Consider the following 18766-nt stretch of genomic DNA (forward strand, 5'->3'; position numbering starts at 1 on the left):
GAGCAAAAGGGAGCAACTGTAATAAGTTGCTCCCTTTTTATATTTACATTATTTTTCAGTCTCTTTAATTTTAGTTTGTACTTCACCAGTTTTTATTTTATTACTGTGTGAGAAACGTAATAAGTCGCCTTCAATGATTTTATCAGACATTCGTAATTCCTTTTGTGCACGGTTAATGAGTGCTTGTGCTTCTTTTTTTGGTAAATCTACAATTTCACCTGTTATGCGATCATAGAAAGTATTGTTTGTGTACGCATATTTGTCTGTAATAAAGCTACCGTCACGTAACACGACAAAACCGGTATATTCATCTGAAAACATATCATGACCAAAACGGATATCGTTCGTAGTATCAATCCCTAATAAATTTAGAATCGTAGGTTTCATATCGATTTGTCCCGTAGGTTTTGAAATTGTTTGGCCTTCTGTTTGTCCAGGCATATGAATATATAAAGGTGTGCGTTGTAAATTTAAAGTATCAAATTCTGTTATTTGATCTTTTTCTAAAAACTGTGCCATTGCACGATTATGTTTTTCAGAAATACCATAATGATCACCGTACAACACAATAATAGAATCATCATACATTCCTTCGGCTTTTAAACGCTCAATAAACTTTTTAATTGATTCGTCTAAGTAACGTGCTGTTACGATATAACGATCAAATACGCCATTACCAGAGTTATATGGTTCAATGAATTTTGTATCTTCATCATACGTAAATGGATAATGGTTCGTTAACGTAAGGAAACGAGCGTAAAATGGTTGATCAATAGTTTTTAATATATCTACTGATTGGTCAAAGTATTCGATATCTTTTAATCCCCAATTTAAATTTGTTTCGGGTGTAATTTTGTAATCAAGTTCGTTATAGTAACGATCATAACCAAGAGCAGAGTACATGATATTACGATTCCAAAATGTTGCGTTATTCGCATGGAATACAGAAGTGAAATAGCCTTGCTGACGTAAAATTTCTGGAGTCGCAGTATAATCATTGTTACCGTGTGTGAAAAATACAGCTCCTCGATTTAATGGATATAACGATGTATCGATTAGAAATTCAGAATCGGACGTTTTTCCTTGCCCAGTTTGGTGGAAAAAGTTATCGAAGTAATAGCTTTCATTTATGAATTCATTCAAGAATGGTGTAACTTCTTGCCCATTAACTGATGCACCTATTAAGAAGGTTTGCAAGGATTCAAGAGTAACGACAATTACGTTTTTCCCTTTCGCTGCACCAAACATATTAGGATTCGGCTCACTTTGGTTTGCCTTTACGTAGTTTTCAGTTTCTTGTAATTTACTACTATCAGCAAGTGCTTTTTGTGAACCTGATTTTACTTGTAGTGTTAAATCATATACTTGATGAGTGTATAGTCCTAAATTTTTAACAAGCATGACTCGGTCGAATGATCTCGTTAATAGTTCAGGTCGTTCTTTTTCTGCAAGATGTAAATTCACAAAAAATACACCAATTGTTAAGAGAAAATATCCCAAGCGTGCCGGATGAGTTACACGTCCTGTTTGGAAGACGAGTGCCTTCTTCTTTAACAAAATAAAGAAGAAAATAATGTCTACGAACGCGAGAATCATTTTGTAGTTCAATATTTCTATAATACTGCCGCCTAGTTGGCCAAAGTTTGATGTTTGTCCAAGTACTGGTAGCGTAACGAAATCGCTATAAAAATCATAGAACATGACATTCCCAACGAGTACGATTGTTAATAAGAAATTTATACATAGCGCTATATAATTTCTCTTTTCACCGGTTGCAAATAATGCTAATCCGACAAATGCTAATGATGCAGCGAGTGGGCTAATAAATAAAATAAGCTCTTGTGTAGAAGACTCAATTTTTAAATCAAAACTGAATCTTGTAATAAGATATGTTTTTAACCATACTGCTAAAGCAATTATTAAAACAAAGCTTATATTTTGCATTTGTAAATTGATTTTATTTTTCATTGTTACACCTTCTTTATACATTTTATTTAACCTCTGTTATATATTATATTTTTATAACTATTGGAGTGTGATGAACCATTTAGCTTATGTTTTCTAAAGGTAATAATATGAAGTATTCATATACGTACAATGGGGAATTTTAAAGAGTAAATCTATTTTTTAGAAACAGAACAGAAAAAGTCATAGTTATCGTGAAAAATACTTATAGACATCCTAACATATTAAACACTATGATGATGTTACAAAATATCGAACAAATGAAAGGGAAAATGAATAGGGGCTTTTAAAACTGTTGACATTCAATTTGTTGGAATTGAATGTCAATAGTTTTGAATACACAGCTATATGAAATATGTACCTCGTAAAATTCCGATTCCTGGTAGGGGAATCATTAGTAAGTTATTACTATGGAAGTTAAATATTTCCCTTCAGATTTTCCTAAACCGCCAAATCCAAAATATTTATCACATGTAGTACAAGTACACACTTTTCCTTCGTCTAAAGGACAATGACGATCTTCTAGTGCTTTACCTTTATCAAGAAGTAAAACCTTTTTGTTACTTTTAGCTAGTGAATAAGCCATAAAAATGCTACTTACTCCAGCGCCGATAATTGTAACATCATACATATTCTTTCACCTGCTAACGAATAGTTTGTTTTTTATTTCTTTAGTGTATAACAATTTTATGAAGTTAAGAAATAGCTTGTATTAATAAAGAGGGAGTTTTTGAACTCGATGCTTCTTTAATTTTTCGGAGTGATGAAGTAAATACAAATGTCTTTATTTAAAAGAAGAAATAGTTTTCAAAGATTACTATGTCACATGATAAATAAATTCTTACATATAAAAAAACAGACCTTTTAAGTGAGAAGGTCTGTTTTTTTTATATGTTATTTAGCAAAGACGTGGTTACCGATTACTGCTACTGTTTGACGTGTCGTAATCCATCTGTCTGTTGATGTTTTCGGATTATAGAAATAAAGCCAGTCGGAATGTATTCCATTTGTGGAGATAGCCTCTTCTACTGCCATTTTTGCTTCTGGGCTTGCAGGATGATTAATTCTTCCATCTGTAACAGGAGTAAATGCATAGCCGTGTTTAATAGGTTCATAAATAACACCTGTTATTGTATTTGGAAAACCTTTTGCGTTTACACGATTTAGTATAACCTTTGCTACAGCTACTTTACCTTTATAGGATTCGCCACCTGCTTCAGCGGTAACTAAGCGTGCCATTAAGTCTTTTTCTTTTTCTGAAATGCTTGAGTTAATTTTTAAATGTTGTCCTGTATAAAGTTTGTTTCCGATTGTATTGTTAATTTGTTTTATAGATTGAACGGTAACGTTGTAACGCTTTGCTATCGTTTCTAATGAATCTCCCTGTTGTACTTGATAAATAATTTGTCCAGAAATGTTCGCAGATTGGGCGTTTTGACGAACGATGATTTCCTTTGAATTCGTGGACCCTGGAATATGTAACTGTTCACCAATAAAAGTTTGATCGTTTCCTTTATTGTTAGCCTGTTTAATGGATTGTATTGAAACCCCGTATTGTTTACTAATGCCCCAAAGTGTATCATTCTTTTTTACTGTATGAATGGTAGACGCTTCAGCTGTACTTTGATGACATACGAATGTAATTACAGCTGCAGATAAAGGGAGTATATGTTTTATTTTTAATAATTTCATTATAAATCCTCCTAGGAATAATAAGGTGAAACTGTTAAGTAATGTAGTTCAGAACTTATATACGTAATATCTTAATGTAAGTATATTAACACATAAGAAACAAACAATCATCATAAGTTTCTTATTTATGTAGTGTAGAGTCCGAATATGAAATATTGCATATGAAAATACGTTGAAGTTCATATTGCTGATTACTATAATCTATTTAGTAGAAAGGGAATATGTTATATAAATAAAATCATTATAGATTAATATAATGATTAAATATTGTTAATAAGAGGAGTGATGTAATGAATATATTTAAAAGAATATCTGTTTCAGCTGTAATCATTTCAACATTTTTAGGAATAGGGGAAACTGTCAATATTGTAAATGCTGATTCTATAGAACAACAGAGTAAATTAGGGATAGAACAAGAAACAGATAAGCAAATCATTGTAAAATTCAGAGCAGATTTGAAATTGCCATATGAAGATGGTATTGAAAAACAAATACAATCTCAAACGAACGATAAAGTACTAGAAGATTTTTTTGCAGAATATCCAGATGTAACATTTAATCGTTTATTCACATCTGTAACCCCGGAACAAATACAAAACCTTGAAGTGAAAGCACCTAATAATGTATCTACAAGTTTATCAAACTACTATATTCTTCAAACTCAAAATGGTGAGCAGGAAGAAGAACTAGTAAATAAGTTAAAGACATCTTCTTTAATAGAAGATGTGTATGTGAAGAAACAAGAAAAAATAACGCCACCGGAAGTACAACCATTAAGTGTATCTTTTAATCCTAATAACAATCCTAGATATAAAAAACAAGGTTACCTTGATGCGGCACCATACGGTATTAATGCGCCTTTTGCCTGGGGAGTCCAAGGTGGGAATGGAAGTGATATAACCTTTGTTGATATGGAATATGGATGGCTATTAAATCATGAGGATTTAGTACATCAAAATATTGAATTAATGTCTGGAAGAAATATAGATCAGCATGTTGGACATGGAACGTCTGTACTAGGGATTGTATCCTCTGAGGATAATGAGGTTGGGAATATTGGGATTGCGCCAAAAGCGAAAACGAAAGTGATTTCTCAAATAAGAGATAACGGACAGTATAATACAGCTGATGCAATATTAAGTGCTGTAAATCAGTTAGAAGCTGGGGATGTTTTATTATTAGAGGCACAAGCTTCCTTTGATGGATATGGTGATAAATATTTACCTGTTGAAATACAACCAGATATCTTTGATGCGATTCGTGCTGGTACAGATAAAGGTGTTGTCATTATAGAAGCTGGAGCAAATGGGTGGAATGATTTAGATCAATTTAAAGATAGAAATGGTAAACAAGTCTTAAATCGTAATAGTAAAGATTTTAAAGATTCAGGTGCAATTATGGTAGGAGCGGGCTCTTCATCTTTCCCTCATGAGCGTATGTGGTTTTCAAATTATGGAAGCCGGATTGATGTGTACGGGTGGGGAGAAAATGTAGATACAACTACAGCCGAGCAAAGTCGAAGTGCTGTAAATCTTTATACCTCAAGCTTTAGTGGAACATCTAGTGCTTCACCCATTATCGCAGGAGCAGCGACTTTAGTACAAAGCATTGCTAAAGAAAATTTAGGACAACCATATAGACCAAGTGAATTAAGAGTAATATTAAGCAACCATAACACAGGAACGAAATCTAAAGATCCATATTCAGATAAAATTGGTGTTTTACCAGATTTGAAGTCTATACTAGTAGATTTAGGGTATGGACAAAGAGAACCGAACGGTGGGAATGAGTTACAAGTAACAGAAAATGAACCAAATAATGAACCCAGACAGGCAAATAAAGTCTCCTTTCATACACCAATGAAAGGAAAACTAGATAATCGTGATAAGGTAGATGTATTTACTTTCCAAAATGACTCACCAGAAAATATGAATATTTCTCTACTAAATGAACAAAACATTGGAATGACATGGGTACTTTATCATGAATCCGACTTAAACAACTATGTAGCATATGGTGAAAATGAAGGGAGGGTAGTTAAAGGAACTTATCATGCAAAGCCAGGTAAATATTATTTATATGTCTATAAGTATGAGAATAAAGATGGTTCATATGTATTGAACATAAAATAAACGAAAGGAACTTCAGATGAAGTTCCTTTAAATATTTTTAGTATATGTGAATGCTTTTTTAACTTTACTTCTATGCAATATTTCATATTAATAAAATGTTATTTATTTTTTATGAACTAACTTATATTATATTCAATAAGTTTGATGTAAAACAGAAAAAGGAGGAATAGTAGTGAGCAATAATAATTTTATTTTAAAATTATTCATATGCATTATGATATTTAGCACATCTGTATTTGCTTCACATGATAAGCAGGTCGTTGCAGCTAGCTCTGTTAATGAGCTTGAAAATTGGTCAAAATGGATGCAACCTGTACCTGATAACATCCCATTGGCACGAATTTCAATTCCGGGAACACATGATAGTGGTACGTTCAAATTACAAAATCCAATTAAGCAAGTATGGGGAATGACGCAAGAATATGATTTTCGTTACCAAATGGATCATGGAGCTCGTATCTTTGATATAAGAGGACGTTTAACAGATGATAATACGATAGTACTTCATCATGGACCTTTATATCTTTATGTAACACTGCATGAATTCATAAACGAAGCGAAACAATTTTTACAAGATAACCCAAGTGAAACGATTATTATGTCTTTAAAAAAAGAGTATGAGGATATGAAAGGAGCAGAAGGTTCCTTTAGTAATACGTTTGAAAAAAATTATTTTGTTGATCCTATCTTTTTAAAAACAGAAGGAAATATAAAACTTGGAGATGCTCGTGGGAAAATTGTGTTGTTAAAAAGGTATAGTAGTAATGAAACAGGAGGATATAATAATTTTTATTGGCCAGATAATGAGACATTTACGACAACTGTAAATCAAAATGTAAATGTAACAGTGCAAGATAAATATAAAGTGAGTTATGATGAGAAAGTAAAATCTATTAAAGATACGATCAATGAAACGATGAACAATAGTGAGGATTTAAATCATCTATATATTAATTTTACAAGCTTGTCTTCTGGTGGTACAGCATGGAATAGTCCATATTACTACGCTTCTTATATAAATCCTGAAATTGCAAACTATATAAAACAAAAGAATCCTGCAAGAGTAGGCTGGATAATGCAAGACTACATAAATGAAAAGTGGTCACCATTATTGTATCAAGAAGTTATAAGAGCGAATAAGTCATTAATAAAAGAATAAAGATGATGAGAGTAAGAAGCGATAACATACGTCGATTCTTATTGAAAATACAGTATATCTTGTAAACGGAACAATTATCGAGTTATTTCAATAGATGTTTCATTATGAAAAGATTAAACTGTTAAGTTGGATTAATTTCAAGTGAAAAATGCGTATAATTAACAATAAAAAAGCAACTGATCCTAAGTGATTAGTTGCTTTTTTATTGTTAAAGTGGATGACCAAAAAAATACAAAAGTGGTTGGTCCGTTTTTTATAAACATCTATTAAGATAAGAGAAGAAAGGTAGTATGTTATCAACATTTTAAAGGGGAAGTTCATTATTAAAATAGATTGTCTGTAGAGAGGTGAAAATACAATGATTTTTGCAATTTCACTAGTCGTTATTATTGTAATTGGATCGCTGTTTGGGACCGTGCTAGTTGCACGAAATGTGGAGGAGAATTACGGCAAGTCTACAAAGAGAAATGTGAAAAATTTATCAACTATTTATATTCTTCTTCTTTTCGTACTACTAGTTGGGGTAACGTGGTATGCGGTAGTGATTTAATCGTTTTGAAAGAAAAAGGTTAATATTGTATATGATGGAGGAGTATGATTTTGATAAAAAATGAACGCCACGTTTTAATTGTTTTTCCACATCCAGATGATGAGTCATATTGCGTGGCAGGTACGATTTTAGCTTATGCACAGCGAAATGTTCCGCTTACTTATGTTTGCTTAACATTAGGTGAAATGGGAAGAGCGATGGGAAATCCTCCTTTTGCAACACGTAAATCATTATATGCGATAAGAGAGAAGGAACTAAAGAAGGCTACAAATATTTTAGGGATTAAAGATGTACGTATGATGGGATACCGTGATAAAACTCTTGAATTTGAAACTCCTGAAGAGTTAAGACGTGTCATACAAAACTGTGTGGAAGAATTGAATCCTTCATTGGTCATTTCTTTTTATCCGGGATATGCAGTTCATCCAGATCATGATGCAACAGGAGAAGCGGTAGCCGAGGCGTTAGCTAATATTACAGAAAATAAAAGACCAACATTTTATGCGGTAGCTTTTTCAAATAATCATGAAGCAGAAATAGGCCCCCCGCATTTTAAAAATGAAGTAAAAGAATATGTTCCAAAAAAGCTCGAGGCATTGCGAGCGCATGCATCACAGTTTGCGACGAAAGTAACTGAACTAAAAAGTGAGTATGAAGATGGTGTACCAGAAACAGTTAAATGGTTAGAAGAAGAACCGTTTTGGATATATCCATTTCAGGATAAGAAAATGTGACTGATTTATACTATTATTAATTAACTAAGGGATAGTTCGTTTTAAGAGGGGGACAACAGGATGGAATGGAAACCAAATCGTGCAGATAAGACGCCTGTATATAAACAAATAGCGGATTATATTGAAAGGGGGATTTCTTCAGGTGAGTTTCCTTCTGACAGTAAGTTACCTTCTGAGCGTATGTTAGCGAAAGAATTACAGGTAAACCGAAGTACAATAGTAGCTGCATATGAAGAATTAAAATCACTTGGAGTAGTAGAACGGCAAAAAGGAAGCGGGACACGGGTGAATACAGACATATGGGGTGTTTCACATAAACGAATACCAAACTGGGGTAGGTACGTTGAGGATGGATCGTTTTTACCTAATGTACCACTCGTTCAACAAATTAGAACGGAAACACAAAAAGACGACTTAATTAATTTAGCGAGCGGTGAATTGTCACCAGAATTGATTCCGAGCGATAGATTCCGAACGATTTTGTCGGAGAAAACATTTATGGAAAACCTCGGTTATGACCATCCACTTGGGAATGAAATGTTGAGAAAAACAATTGCAGCACATGTTCAGCAATATAAACAAATTGAAGCAGATTCGAATTCTATCCTTATTACATCTGGCGCACAGCAGGCGCTTAACCTTATCGTGCAATGCTTATTAAAACCAGGAGACGCGATTGCAATTGAAGATCCGTCGTATTGCTTTTCATTGCCGATGTTTAAATCTGCTGGCTTAAAAATATTCCATCTACCTGTTGATCAGCATGGCATGAATCCAGATGACTTAATTGATTTGCATAAAAAGCATCGTATTCGCATGGTATTTTTGAATCCAGATTATCAAAATCCAACGGGAACTGTGCTGTCATTAGCAAGACGTAAAAAGATATTGGAACTGTCTTCTGAATTTGGGATACCGATTGTAGAAGATGACCCATATAGTTTAACGTCATTTAATGGAGAAGTGAATCCTACATTAAAATCAATGGATCAAAACGGGAATGTTCTTTATATAAGTTCATTATCAAAAATTGTTGCATCAGGATTACGTATTGGCTGGATAATTGGCCCTACGCGTGTAATAGAACGTTTAGCGGATGCAAAACAGCAAGTTGATTTTGGCCATAGTGTATTTACGCAGTGGGTGGCAAATCAATTTTTAGAATCAGAAGATTTTCATGCACATATTACAATGCTCCGTAGACAATTGAAAGAAAGAAGAGATGTGTTAATTAGAAAGCTTGAAGAAATATTAGGGGACCAGGTTGAATTTTTTGTTCCAGAGGGTGGAATACATTTATGGTGCAAAGTGCAAGGAACGTTTGATGAATATCATTTATTAGGTGAATCTATACGAAATGGTGTAGCGTTTGTCCCGGGAAGTGTTTTAGGTACTAAAAATGAATATATTCGTTTTACTTTCGGTAGAGTAGATGTCGAACAAATTCAACTGGGAATTACGAGGTTTGCGGAAACGTTACATGAGATCTCATAATAGTGGTGCTTAATATTGAAATGGGGGAAAGAAATGAAGTGCGTGGCGCTTTTACTGCAAGTAGGCGTGCTATATGTATTTAGCTTAGTTGGTACGTGGATTCAGGGGGTATTCCATCTATGACTTCTAGTTTTGTAGTTGTTGCAGGAATAACAGGTGCTATGATCGGACCGGCAGTACTTAAATTTTTCCGAATAACAAGTACGATTGGAAAAGGAGTAGGGATGGGCTGCGCATCACATATTATCGGTGTGAGTCGTCTCGTGAAGGAAGGCGAGAAAGAAGCGACAATCGGTTCGGTGACGATGATTGTAACTGGAATACTTATTAGTATATTCATACCGTATGGAACGAAATTTATATTTTAAATTATAATGGAGATGATGAAAATGACAACATGGTTTATAGTTACATTATTTATTTTTGGAGCTATTAAAGTAATTGTTTCTAGTATGCCAACTTCTGTTGTAGAATCAATTATTAGTAGATTTGAATTACATCAAAAACTTGAGGAAGAGAATACCTCTATATCGATAGATGGAAAGAATATAGAGGGAGAAATGAAACGACAAGTTATTCATGAATTTAATGAAGCTTTATTTTTAGATAAACATTATTTCCCACCACATGGTGAAGGAACACCACTTGTTATTGATACGAAGAAAGGGAATAAAGAGATTAGATTTTCTCTATATAGTCATGAGGAACATGTTGATGTAATCAAGCAATATAAGAAGAAAATCGTTGCTTATCGTTTACGTTCAAAAAGGCTTCAAAATCCTACATCATTAGCAATAACTGAAGATTATGCTTAGGAAGAGATCTATAATGGTCTCTTTATTTTTGTATGAAATGATATACTTTCCAAATAAAAGAAAAGAAAATCATATAGCCGAATAAAGAATATGTATGATTCCAATCTATACTATGAATAAAGAAACCGAAACTTTCAGCAACCTGTTCAAAAATGCTAGCACAAATACCTATTGAAATAATATGTAGACTTCTAGAAATTGTAGATAATGTTTTGGAAATTTGTATAAAAACAGTTGTTAAAATCGGTAGTACAAACAAAGTAAAGCCAATGTTAACTGAAAAAATGGATGAGAATGGTCTAACGGGAAAGGAATAGATTTGGTTCGCAACAAAGAAAGCATCTAAGCAAGTTCCGATAATAGAAGAGAGTAGGATTGTAACTGCTAATGCTAGAAAATCATTCTTCTTCTCGAAGGAGGACGTTTTTCTTTGCAAGAATGGCAAGTTCAATTTTTTCGAGTGTTTTACAGTAGTCTTCTGTAATTTGTCCATTTATATTTTCCTCCCTATCTACTAAGTAATTTACAACTTGCCAGTCCGTAAACCAATCTTCATTGTCAACTTCTTCATGCTTCATATCTCGCCATGCATAGATGAGTGCAGGACTGTATATACGATAAGCACCACTACGCAACTGGCATTTCTTTATTCGACGCTTATAAAACTCACGGGAAAAAGATTCATTGACACTTGAAAATAAATGAGGCCAGTAATCTTTCCTTGATCCTGTATGCGGATGGTGCTGGGCCCAGCTTATTATTTGAGATAAAACATGTGTGTCTCGAAATAATAATGAATACAACCTTTTTCCAATTAAGATTCGTTCGTGTAAGGAAGTGAAATGTTTCATTGTATCACCCAATAGTAATACTTTGTGTTTCTTATCATTTTCGTAGAATGGGAAAATAATATGATTAAATTGAAAGAAATCAAAGAGTTTAAATCCAATACTATTAAGTACAGTCTTTTTAAATTGTATATTTTGAATCACTCTTTTTTCTAAGTAGTTTTGTTCATTAATAATAGTTGCAATGGCTAATGTTCTTTTGTTACCTGTTTTCCAAAAATCGTTCCACATTGTTTCCATAAATGTAGAAACATTTAGGTGAGGGAGAAGGTGAAATAGCTTTTGTGCTCTTTTTACACTTTGTTCATAAAGCAGAAATTGAGGATATACATCTTGGAAAATAAGCCAATTCCCTCTTTCTAAAAAAGAAAAAAATGTGATTTGCTCTTTTTCTGATAAAATTTTCGTATATAAATCGCCCTTCAAATCAGTCATATTCCAACCACCGTTACGTGATACCATATGCCCAAGTAGTGCCCAATGTATTTCTGGATATTGAATGTAAAATTGGTAGTATGCGCGTGTTCTTGTCACATTATTTTTATTTAGCTGTTCTGTTTGTATTTTTATGTTGTTGATGATGATTTGCTCCTCTTTCGTTAATTTATACATCGTGCCCGAATGAATGAGCTTGCTTTTTTGTTTCAATTCATTTTTTACATCGAATAGGGAGAGAGGCAGGGCTTGGGAAGGTCCGTTATATGTATGGTTTGAATTACTTCGGTACATTCCATTACCTCCCTTTTTCATAAAATTAAACAGGATTACTGGCTATGAATCATTCTATTTATTTTATTACGAGTATAAGAAATAAATGAGCGGTGTTTTTTACAAGAATTTAGTTATCATGCAAAAAGTATAAAAAATCTTACTGTTGTAAGGTGAAATAAAAAACAGAAACTATGTTTAATAGTTTCTGTTTTTTATTTTTGTCAATTAAATGTAACAAAAGATGATTATGATTTAAATCAATTGAAAATAATTCAATAAATTTTATGGTGTGGTAGGAGGAAAAGAAATGCTAAATAAAATAATTTTAATTACTGGTGGTACAGGTTCGTGGGGACATGAACTTATAAAACAACTAATAGAAAAATCACCGAAAGAAATTAGGGTTTTTTCAAGAAATGAAACGATTCAGTTTGAAATGCAGCAACAGTTTATAAATGATGATAGATTAAAATTTATTATTGGAGATATTCGTGATAAAGATCAACTAGCATATGCTTGCCAAGGTGTACATTATGTATTTCATCTTGCAGCTTTAAAACATGTTCCAGTATGTGAGTATTATCCTTATGAAGCTATAAAAACCAATATAAATGGTACGCAAAATGTAATTGAAGCATCTATACAGATGCAAGTTGAGAAAGTTATATATGTTTCAACGGATAAAGCAGCTGACCCATCAAATACGTATGGGATGACAAAAGCAATTGGTGAAAAGTTAATGGTTCATGCGAATAGGCAAACGAAGAAAACAAAATTCATTTGTGTCCGTGGTGGAAATGTTTTGGGGACGAGCGGAAGCGTGGTACCACTTTTTAAAAAACAAATCAAAAAATCTTCACAAGTAGGGATTACCGATGCAAATATGACTCGATTTTTCTTAACGATTGAAGATGCTGTTGGATTGTTATTTAAAGCCTTATATCAGGGGAGAGGTGGAGAAATCTTTGTTATGAAAATGCCGGCATGTAAAATAACAGATTTAGCAGAAGTGTTAATTGAAGATTCAAAAAAGGGAAACGTGAAGGTAAAAGAAGTAGGGATAAGACCAGGGGAAAAATTAAGTGAAATGCTTTTATCTGAGGTAGAGAGTAAAACAAGTATAAGTTTTGATCAAAATTATTTTGTGGTACTACCGACTATTCCTATAGAAGGGCTTCAAGAATATTATGCTAGCTATCCGCTTGTGGATGTGAAGAGTTTTAGTTCTCAACAAGACTTACTTGAAAAACATGAGGTGAAACAAATGTTATTAAAAGGAGGGTTTTTACGATGAAAAAAAATGCGAGCCTTTTAATAACTGGTGCAAATGGTTTTACAGGACGCCATGCTTGCCAATATTTTTTAGAGCGGGGCTTTCATGTAATTCCTATGTTTCAAAATCGTGCACATAGAGAAAGCATTGGGAATGGTATTACTTGTAATTTAACTAATAAGAGCGAAGTAATGAGGGTAATGAAACAAATAAAGCCAGATTATGTATTGCATTTAGCAGGAAGGAATTCGGTCATAGAGTCTTGGACAGCTGCTCTTGAATATGTAGAGGTTAATGTAATAGGAACATTATATTTATTAGAAGCAATTAAGCAAGAAGCACCCCATTGTAGAACATTGGTTATAGGATCTGCTTTGCAAGCAGATTGTATGAGCAACATAAAAATTTTAAATCCATATAGTTTAAGTAAAACGATGCAAGTCATTATTGCAGAGGCGTGGAGTGAATTAATGAATTCAAATATTATCATTGCAAAGCCCACGAATTTAATTGGTCCAGGAATATCGAATGGCATTTGTTCGATTCTCGCAAAAAAAATGATAGATATAGAATCAGGTAGAAGTAAAGCTGTTATTGAAGTAAACAGTTTAAAAGATAGTAGGGATTTTTTAGATGTACGTGATGCAGTTAAAGCGTATCATGTGTTATTACGAGATGGGATAAATGGAAAACAATATAATATTGGTTCAGGAGTGAAACGATCTTTATTAGATGTGCTAGAACAATATAAGGAATTAACACGATTGAATTTTTTTATAGATGAAACAGAAAAAAGTGGGAGCGAATCAAATGAGAGTTTAGTAATAGAGGATATAAGAAGGTTAGGGTGGACCCCAGAAATTCAATTTCATCAATCATTAAAAGATGTACTTGAGTATGTGAAGTGCAGTGACATTTGCATTCAATGAAAAATAAAAAGGGTGTAAGAAATATATGAATGGCTATAAAACAATAGATAATCAAAATACGCTAGTTCTTTTAATTGTTGATATGCTGGACTGGAAAAATGAAGAAGAGCATGTTTTGCGTATCTATGAGGCGATAAATAAATGTCGGGCTTATGTGGAAGGAAAAAAGGATGATAGGAAAAATCTAGTAATAGATACGGGAACTAGGCTTGTAATCCAAGTCTTTGCTCAGTATGAATGTAGTGAGTATGGAAATGATTTTTATGATTTCATTAAAGACTTTTTGCAAGATATAGGATTTGAATTAAATGTTTATATAAATAATAGTAAGTTTACTTACATTTAATAGATTAGTATAAAACAAGATTTTTAATGATAAAGGTGGATATAAATTATGAATAAAAAGATTCTCTTTACTGGGGGCGGTACAGCCGGACATGTAATGATTAATATGGTATTGATTCCCAAATTCATGGAAAAAGGATGGGGAGTTGAGTATATTGGATCTCAAAATGGAATTGAAAAACTATTAGTTCAAAATGTTAAATACAATAGTATTTCAACAGGGAAGCTTAGGAGATATTGGGATTGGGAGAACTTTAAAGATCCTTTTAAAATAATAAAAGGTTGCATACAAAGTTATAAATTAATGAAACGGATAAAACCAGATGTTATTTTTTCGGCAGGAGGATTTGTTTCCGTTCCTGTAGTAATAGGAGCGTGGATGAATAAAGTACCCGTAATAATACGTGAACCGGACAGTACGTTAGGATTAGCAAATAAAATAGCATTACCATTTACTACAAAGCTATGCACAACATTTCCTCAGACAGGAGAAAATGTAAGTAATGAGAAAAAGGTTTATGTAGGACCAATTGTAAGAGAAGAAATTGAGAGGGGCAACGTATTGCGGGGAAGAAGCTATTGTAAATTTCAGCAAGATAAACCAGTATTGTTAATTATGGGTGGGAGTCAAGGTGCTCAATGGATAAATGATATGGTAAGGGGAAGTTTGGAAACATTACTATTAAATTTTAATATTGTTCATATGTGCGGTAAAGGGAAGGTTGATTCATCTATTGGCATGGAGGGCTATATACAATTTGAATATATAGGGGAAGAGTTGCCACATATACTAAATATGGCGAGTGTTGTAGTTTCGAGAGCGGGTTCTACTGCTATCTTTGAATTGCTATTCTTGAAGAAACCGATGTTGCTTATCCCGTTAACTAACAGTTCCAGTAGGGGAGATCAAGTTTTAAATGCTGAATATTTTTCTCGACAAGGATATGCAGAAGTTATATTCCAAGACAAAGTAAGTACGAATGCATTCATACATGCAGTAAATAAGTTGAATACAAATAAGGAGAGATACATTCAAAACATGAACGGCTATACGAAAACAAATGATGAGGGGATTCATCAATTAATAGATATAATAAATGAAGTGGTGAAGTAATAGAAATTTAAATAGAAAAAACAAAAGGAAAGAAGGTATCTTCTTTCCTTTTTACTATAGTTGTTCAAATTCATTATTACTTATCCCAATTAACTATGTACTATGGGTGAATCCCACTTTTTAATAGCTCAGTAAATGCATTAATATGAATAGGTTTACTATAATAGTAACCTTGAATAAACTGACATTTGTTTTTCTGAAGGAAAGTTACGTGTTCTTTCGTTTCTACACCTTCAGCAATGACGGACATTCCTAATGTATTTGCTAATGTGATGATTGTTTTAATAATTTCCATTCCATCGTCACATGTTTCAGACATTGTAATAAATTCTCTTGGGATTTTTAACGTATCGATTGGATATAAAGGTAAGTAAGCTAGTGAAGAATAGCCTGTACCAAAGTCGTCGATTGAAATGTGAATCCCTAAACTTTTTAGTGTACGCAATTTTATCAATGTTTCTCGCTCATCCATCATCGCAATTCGCTCTGTTAACTCAAGATCGAGAGAACTTGCTGGTAAACCTGTATTTGCTAATGTAGAAGAAATAGACTTTACAAAATCTTCTTGTTCAAATTCTTTAGCGGATAAGTTTACACCAATTTTTAAATGAGAATAGCCCAGTGTGTGCCAACGTTTCATTTGCTCACAAGCCTGCTCTAATGTCCATTTTCCTATTGGAATAATTTGTAGTGTTTCTTCTGCAATCGGAATAAACTCGTATGGAGAAATAACGCCTAATTCAGGATGATTCCACCTGATTAGAGCTTCTGCACCGATAATTTTATTAGATTCACTATCAACTTGAGGTTGATATAAAAGGAACAATTCTTCATTTTGTATTGCATTTGGTAAATCTTTTTCTAATCGTAATCGTCTTTCAATTTTCTTAGCAATAATATCATCATAAATAGAGACAGAGTTAAGTTCTTTTGCTTTCGCATCATACATGGCGACATTAGCGTTTTTCAGAAGTGTAGCGGTATCAATTCCAGAATATGGATAAATAGCAATACCGATACTAAGTGATAAAGTTAATGTATGCTCGTGTATGACAAACGGTTTTTCTATGCTTTCAAATAATTGGTTACATAACTCGAATAAGGAATCTTCGTCAGTATAATTTTCAATTAAGATAGTAAACTCATCACCACCGATTCTTGACAGGTGAGTATGTGATGGAGGACAGGATTGGAATCGCTTTGCTACTTCTTCTAATATGTAATCTCCTGACGAATGTCCAAGTGTATCGTTAATTGCTTTAAAGCGATCTAAATCTAAGTATAATAATGCGAACTCACTGTCTGTTGTTTTCGCATTTTGGATAACCCTTTTTAATTTCTTATGGAAAAAGGCACGGTTCCCAATTTTCGTTACAGTATCATGGAATGCTAAATATTTTATTTCTTCTTGCTGTTTTTTTAGTGCAGTAATATCTTTCACCATAATATAGCTTCCTGAAATTTGTCCGTCTATCATAATAGGGACGATGGTAACGTATAAAAAATAAGTAAAGCCATCTTTATATTGAGAACTAAGTTGTAAGGATGCCGATTCTTGTTGTTTCACTTTTTCTAATGCAGATGCTAGTTTATGTTTATCTTCTTCTAAAATAATCGAAAAACAAGTTTCACCGAGTAACTCATTCGTTGGTGCTCCCAGTAACATACTTCCAGCTTTATTTACATTTAAGAAGATTCCATTTAAATCAATTGTAAAAATAGGGTCAGGATGATATTCATATAGTGATTTGAATTTTTGTTGTTTTTGAGATAGAGCCTCTGATTTATAAACTAAATCGGAAGTTCGTAAAGTAACTTTTTCTTCTAGTTGAGCATTAAATGCCTGTAAACGTTTTGTTAGGGAATTGTTTTGCAGACGTACAATAGAATGACGAATGAGTACGAAAATAAAAGTCATACAATTTCCTGTAATGAGAGTTGAAGATGCTGTTTGTTCTTTTAATGTAAACCCGATTAGTATCGCAACAGCAAGATAAGGAAATACAACTAAAGCCTTTTTACCTAGTATAGGGTTTACAATGAAATAATTTTTATGGCTATTATGGTCTTCTGAAATAGATCCAGCTATTGCCATAAGTAATATAGGTATTCTATATAAAAGACGTAATAATGTTATCGTTTCAGTCGATAAATGATTATTTAAATAAAAATAAATATAGTTAAAAGTTGCAGAACTTATTAAGACAAAAATAAAGATGTAAATTTTCCGTTTGGAATTAAAAATTGTTGGACGGAAAAAAAGACTAACACCTAGTAGAAGAAATAATAAATCTGCAATTGGATATAGAAATGAAAGGAAAACATCTCCTAGTGAAAGAGAGAATATATGTAAATTTGGTTGATTAAATAAATACCACTCCAATGTGAATATGGAAGTAAGTACGATGCATATATCACAAATAAAGAACGCTTTTTCCCATTTATCGCATTCTTTTAAAATTTTATAACAGAAAGCGATAAGACAGAAAAATAAGAAAAACATGTAAAACACATCAGAAATAGTAAATCGATGTATTGGAATTTCGAAGAAGCTATCCTCATATGTGTATACTATTTTCCCTAATAAAAAGCTCCCAATTGCTATTGTGATACATATCCAAAACGGATTTGAACTAACTTTTTTAGAATATATAGAGTAAATGAGTGATACAAATGTAATGGCTTCAACGATAAGTGAAGCGAAGCGTACGTCCGAATTTGAAAAATGAGTAGGGAACAGATAAAAACATATAAAATAGATGGAATAGCATATTAATGTTCCAATTAATATATATAGTTGTAAATTTTTATTTAATTTCAATAAAATCACCTTCTTTAATTATGCACTTTATTCGTAATATCTATACATAATAATATTATTTAAGAATTGTATCAGATTTCCTTATAAAAATCATGTTTATAAGGAAAGTACTGAAAAGTGTAATACTTCTTGAAGTTAAAAAAGTATTGTTTTTAATAATATGTACTTCATCAAGATGTTAAAT

At 32.7% G+C, this 18766-nt stretch carries 15 protein-coding genes and 3 pseudogenes; 12 read left to right on the top strand and 6 right to left on the bottom strand.

Features of this window, described 5'->3' with window-relative positions:
- Window positions 1–48 precede the first annotated feature (48 nt).
- From ACZ76X_RS13960 to ACZ76X_RS13970, 3 genes and pseudogenes are all read right to left on the bottom strand, one after another.
- On the bottom strand, window positions 49–1968 hold the full coding sequence (locus ACZ76X_RS13960) for an LTA synthase family protein (protein WP_479850705.1): 1920 nt from the start codon (window positions 1966–1968) through the stop codon (window positions 49–51).
- Between the two features lie 418 nt (window positions 1969–2386).
- A pseudogene (locus ACZ76X_RS13965) lies at window positions 2387–2596 on the bottom strand (NAD(P)-binding protein); the annotation flags it as partial.
- Between the two features lie 263 nt (window positions 2597–2859).
- Complete coding sequence (locus tag ACZ76X_RS13970; protein ID WP_479850706.1) at window positions 2860–3657, bottom strand: cell wall hydrolase; 798 nt, start codon at window positions 3655–3657, stop codon at window positions 2860–2862.
- A 290-nt stretch (window positions 3658–3947) separates the two neighbouring features.
- Here ACZ76X_RS13970 and ACZ76X_RS13975 point away from each other — a divergent pair, with 290 nt between their 5' ends.
- From ACZ76X_RS13975 to ACZ76X_RS14010, 8 genes and pseudogenes are all read left to right on the top strand, one after another.
- Window positions 3948–5789 carry a S8 family peptidase gene (locus ACZ76X_RS13975; protein WP_479850707.1) on the top strand — a complete coding sequence of 614 codons (1842 nt, stop codon included), beginning with the start codon at window positions 3948–3950 and terminating at the stop codon, window positions 5787–5789.
- A 172-nt stretch (window positions 5790–5961) separates the two neighbouring features.
- Window positions 5962–6948, top strand: a complete 987-nt coding sequence (locus tag ACZ76X_RS13980) for a phosphatidylinositol-specific phospholipase C (protein WP_479850708.1) — start codon at window positions 5962–5964, stop codon at window positions 6946–6948.
- A 358-nt stretch (window positions 6949–7306) separates the two neighbouring features.
- A complete protein-coding gene (locus ACZ76X_RS13985; RefSeq protein ID WP_000575326.1) occupies window positions 7307–7498 on the top strand; it encodes a hypothetical protein in 192 nt (63 codons plus the stop codon).
- A 53-nt stretch (window positions 7499–7551) separates the two neighbouring features.
- Window positions 7552–8232, top strand: coding sequence for a bacillithiol biosynthesis deacetylase BshB2 (gene bshB2 / locus ACZ76X_RS13990; protein WP_479850747.1), 681 nt, complete (start codon window positions 7552–7554; stop codon window positions 8230–8232).
- A 60-nt stretch (window positions 8233–8292) separates the two neighbouring features.
- Window positions 8293–9726: a MocR-like pyridoxine biosynthesis transcription factor PdxR gene (gene pdxR, locus ACZ76X_RS13995; RefSeq protein WP_479850709.1), complete on the top strand. Its 1434-nt coding sequence runs from the start codon at window positions 8293–8295 to the stop codon at window positions 9724–9726.
- Between the two features lie 33 nt (window positions 9727–9759).
- Window positions 9760–9846, top strand: a pseudogene (locus ACZ76X_RS14000) (holin); the annotation flags it as partial.
- A pseudogene (locus tag ACZ76X_RS14005) lies at window positions 9831–10094 on the top strand (LrgB family protein); the annotation flags it as partial. The pseudogenes ACZ76X_RS14000 and ACZ76X_RS14005, both read left to right, overlap by 16 nt.
- 21 nt (window positions 10095–10115) lie before the next feature.
- Window positions 10116–10541, top strand: a complete 426-nt coding sequence (locus tag ACZ76X_RS14010; RefSeq protein ID WP_479850710.1) for a YfmQ family protein — start codon at window positions 10116–10118, stop codon at window positions 10539–10541.
- Between the two features lie 22 nt (window positions 10542–10563).
- Here ACZ76X_RS14010 and ACZ76X_RS14015 read toward each other — a convergent pair whose 3' ends face one another.
- Together ACZ76X_RS14015 and ACZ76X_RS14020 are read right to left on the bottom strand one after the other, a co-directional pair.
- Window positions 10564–11034 carry a CBO0543 family protein gene (locus tag ACZ76X_RS14015; RefSeq protein WP_479850711.1) on the bottom strand — a complete coding sequence of 157 codons (471 nt, stop codon included), beginning with the start codon at window positions 11032–11034 and terminating at the stop codon, window positions 10564–10566.
- Window positions 10940–12118 carry a DUF2515 domain-containing protein gene (locus ACZ76X_RS14020; protein WP_479850712.1) on the bottom strand — a complete coding sequence of 393 codons (1179 nt, stop codon included), beginning with the start codon at window positions 12116–12118 and terminating at the stop codon, window positions 10940–10942. Before ACZ76X_RS14020 ends, ACZ76X_RS14015 begins: the two co-directional genes overlap by 95 nt.
- Window positions 12119–12407: 289 nt before the next feature.
- Here ACZ76X_RS14020 and ACZ76X_RS14025 point away from each other — a divergent pair, with 289 nt between their 5' ends.
- Genes ACZ76X_RS14025 through ACZ76X_RS14040 form a run of 4 tightly spaced genes read left to right on the top strand, consistent with a single transcriptional unit; the run spans window position 12408 to window position 15761 of the window.
- Window positions 12408–13394 (top strand): UDP-N-acetylglucosamine 4,6-dehydratase family protein, encoded by a 987-nt coding sequence (locus ACZ76X_RS14025; protein WP_479850713.1) that lies wholly within the window; start codon window positions 12408–12410, stop codon window positions 13392–13394.
- Window positions 13391–14302: an SDR family oxidoreductase gene (locus tag ACZ76X_RS14030; protein WP_479850714.1), complete on the top strand. Its 912-nt coding sequence runs from the start codon at window positions 13391–13393 to the stop codon at window positions 14300–14302. The genes ACZ76X_RS14025 and ACZ76X_RS14030 overlap by 4 nt, the downstream gene beginning before the upstream one ends.
- A 25-nt stretch (window positions 14303–14327) precedes the next feature.
- A complete protein-coding gene (locus ACZ76X_RS14035) occupies window positions 14328–14648 on the top strand; it encodes a DUF6572 domain-containing protein (protein WP_479850715.1) in 321 nt (106 codons plus the stop codon).
- Window positions 14649–14696: 48 nt separating this feature from the next.
- Window positions 14697–15761 (top strand): undecaprenyldiphospho-muramoylpentapeptide beta-N-acetylglucosaminyltransferase, encoded by a 1065-nt coding sequence (locus tag ACZ76X_RS14040; RefSeq protein WP_048530399.1) that lies wholly within the window; start codon window positions 14697–14699, stop codon window positions 15759–15761.
- 100 nt (window positions 15762–15861) lie between these two features.
- Here the strand turns inward: ACZ76X_RS14040 and ACZ76X_RS14045 are convergent, their stop codons facing one another.
- Window positions 15862–18582 (bottom strand): putative bifunctional diguanylate cyclase/phosphodiesterase, encoded by a 2721-nt coding sequence (locus ACZ76X_RS14045; RefSeq protein ID WP_479850716.1) that lies wholly within the window; start codon window positions 18580–18582, stop codon window positions 15862–15864.
- Window positions 18583–18766 lie beyond the last annotated feature (184 nt).

The sequence above is a fragment of the Bacillus sp. BC05(2025) genome (genome assembly GCF_056725905.1).